Raw genomic sequence first — 2,875 nt, 5'->3', positions numbered from 1 at the left:
GTGCTTGCTCTGTAGCGATTGAATTAGAACCTTTATCTAAATCGTTCTTAAATGCTCCATTCTGGAGCTGGAACAATGAATAAGTATCAAGTACTGATTTGTCATTAGCCATCCAGACATCAGACAACATATCCTCGCCAACGGCTGTTAATCCGCTTACTACGGCAGAAGTGCTGCTCGAGTTTTTTCCATACATGACATTTTCTTGGTTTAACTTTATAGTTTGCAAATAATTTTTCACTCTTACAATCGCAGCTTGAACAGCACTATCATTCTGATAATTGCCGAGTGCAAGCAGCCCCATACCAGTCATATCAGGATCAGAATCTTTTCCAAAAAATGCAAATCCACCGTCATTCAACTGTTTACTTAATAGATATTTTAATGCCTTATTCTTTGAGGTATCATCCCAGCTACCAACGTCACTCCCAAGCTTTGCACCCGTGTCAAGTGCATGCATCGCCCACATATGCCTGTTTGTTGAACCGGCGAATGACCCTGTATCCTTATTTAGTTGTGCAGCTAACTCCGCATACAGATTTCGATCCGTTTCCCACGCATGCGCAGGATCTTCACCCATCGCGAGTAATGAATAAATATAGCGGATATGAGTTGTATCACTATCATTAGGCTTCAACCCCGGATCCACGGTCTTCCAACTAGGCAGCTTCCAACTGCCATCCTGCAGGTTTTCTCCAGCACCCCAAAGGGCAACAATTTCCCACCAAGAATTCAATGTTGTATTTCTATTTTTATAATACTCAACCGTCTTATCAATCATCTCATTCAATGACGTATTCGCAGAATGATCTGCCGCTTTACCTACTTGTGGTGCAAATAAAGTAAACACCAATACAAAACTTAAAATTGCAGGCAAACTCTTTTTCATAAATCTTTTTAAATTAAGCAATGTTTTCTCTCCCTTTAATCATTTTTGGCAACAAAAAAACATCTTTCCGTTTGTGGAAAGATGTTTGGATAAACACGTGCGCATGGAAGCATAGGAATCCACCTATTGCAAAAGCACGAATAAACATCTCCCTCCCATCCTCGTGAGAAATATAGAGCGCTCCTATGGCAGGTCTCCTGGCTTCGCTTCATTGCTTAGACGATCTCCTTCCCGTCGTGATATGACAGTGGACAACATGATCGTCTGCTCCGCGATACAGTGGCGGGACCGCGTCGGATTTTGACCGAACTTCCCTATTAAGCTGCTTGTGAATGATAGATTCACGGCAGCACCATATTAGCTATTCTATGAAATTGTAAGTGCTTGTTTTGTGAATTGTATCAAATTTGAAAGGATTAGACAAAGGTTCTGACCGTTTTTTTTCAACTTGTACAATTCTCTATTCAATTTATTGTGACTATGACTCGTATTTCATCATAAATCTACTTCAGCTACAAATTACTCAATTTTAAATCTCGTAATCGAGCGCTGAAGCTCCTCCGAAAGCTCATTTACAGATGAAGCAAGCTGCTGCGTTTCAGCTGCGAGCTGATTTTGCCGCTCAGTGTCTGCTGCCGATTGCGCAGCATGAGTTGAAGTATCCTTGGCGACCTGCGCCATCGATTCAACGGAAGCGCTCACTTCCTCGCTGCCTGCTGCCATCTCCTCCGTTGAAGCAGATACGTCTTCAATTTGTGAGGCAACAAGGCGGGATTCCTTCCATATCGTGTCAAAAGATACCTTCAGCTCCTGAACGATGAGTAATCCTTGTTCCATTTCTTGCTCTCCTGCAGTGACCGCGCCAACAGCATCGGCAGTCAAGGCTAGCACCTCATTAATCGTTTCTTCGATATGGCCCGCATGTGCCGAAGCCTGTTCCGCCAGCTTTCTCACTTCACTTGATACTACTGCAAATCCACGGCCATACTCCCCTGCATGTGCCGCTTCTATAGCAGCGTTTAGAGCGAGTAAATTCGTCTGATTTGCAATGGCAGCAATCGTGCCTGCCATCTCTTGGATTTCGGATGAGCGCTCATTAAGCTCTCCAATCACTCGTGATATCGAAGCCGTTGCCGCGCCAAGCCGCTCCATTTGACCAACCGCATGATCCGATTTTTCATGGCCCAGCTCCGCTGCTTGCAGCATATCGTTCGACGCTTCAGACATTTGGCTCGAGGAGTGAGCAATCCTTCCTACGCTCGTCGCCATTTCCTCCATAGACCTTGCTGCCTCAACTGCTCCGTCCGCTTGATTTTCCGCGCCAATTGCCATCTCATTCACAGAGGAAGCAAGCTGCGAGGAGAGCTCTCGGCTTTGCTGCGAGCCTACACCCAATCGGCCTGCAAAATCCGATACGGATGCGGCATTGTTCCGAATCGTCCGCATTAAGCCTTGCATATGGGCAATGAAATGATTGATTTCTTCGCCTAGGCGAGCAATTTCATCATTTCCTTTATTTTCTATACGATAGGTAAGATCCGCTTCGCTAGAATTAAGATTAATTGCAGCATGAACAATATTACGAAGCTTACGTCCTACCATAAATTGTGATAGAAGAAACAAAACGACCAATACAACAGCCATCAGGCCACCAAATTGCATGACAACCATCGTTCTTTCTGAAGCGATGAGCGCATCTGCCTTTTCTTTAGACAATGCAACACGTACGCCCCCCCAATGTTTGCCATCGATAATTAATGGGTAGGAAATATCCCACGTTTCTACCGTTTTCCCGTCTATTAGTCTATTATATTTTTGCAGGAGGACATCATCCGTCTTCGTATTCGTAGCGGCATTGTAGCCTGTTTTATCGTTAAAAATCCGATTGGCCCGGTAGTTTTGACTAAGAAGTCCCTCGTCGCCCCAAGCATCTTTTGATTCTTCTCCCATAGGGCTGTAAATGCTATTATGTGTTGGGATATAGCC

2 protein-coding genes and 1 riboswitch are annotated in these 2,875 nt (G+C 44.6%); both genes read right to left on the bottom strand.

All coding sequences use genetic code 11. The features are described from left to right. The coding region (locus tag AC1DSE_RS33745) for a prenyltransferase/squalene oxidase repeat-containing protein (RefSeq protein WP_477528958.1) at window positions 1–910 on the bottom strand (910 nt) is incomplete at its 3' end. Between the two features lie 149 nt (window positions 911–1,059). Continuing rightward, window positions 1,060–1,261, bottom strand: a riboswitch (cobalamin riboswitch). A 147-nt stretch (window positions 1,262–1,408) separates the two neighbouring features. Beyond that, window positions 1,409–2,875 (bottom strand): methyl-accepting chemotaxis protein (locus tag AC1DSE_RS33740; RefSeq protein WP_477528957.1); only part of this gene is annotated, 1,467 nt, incomplete at its 5' end.

It is taken from the genome of Paenibacillus sp. 01L418 (assembly GCF_056400045.1).
This window is presented reverse-complemented; position numbering and strand designations above follow the sequence as displayed.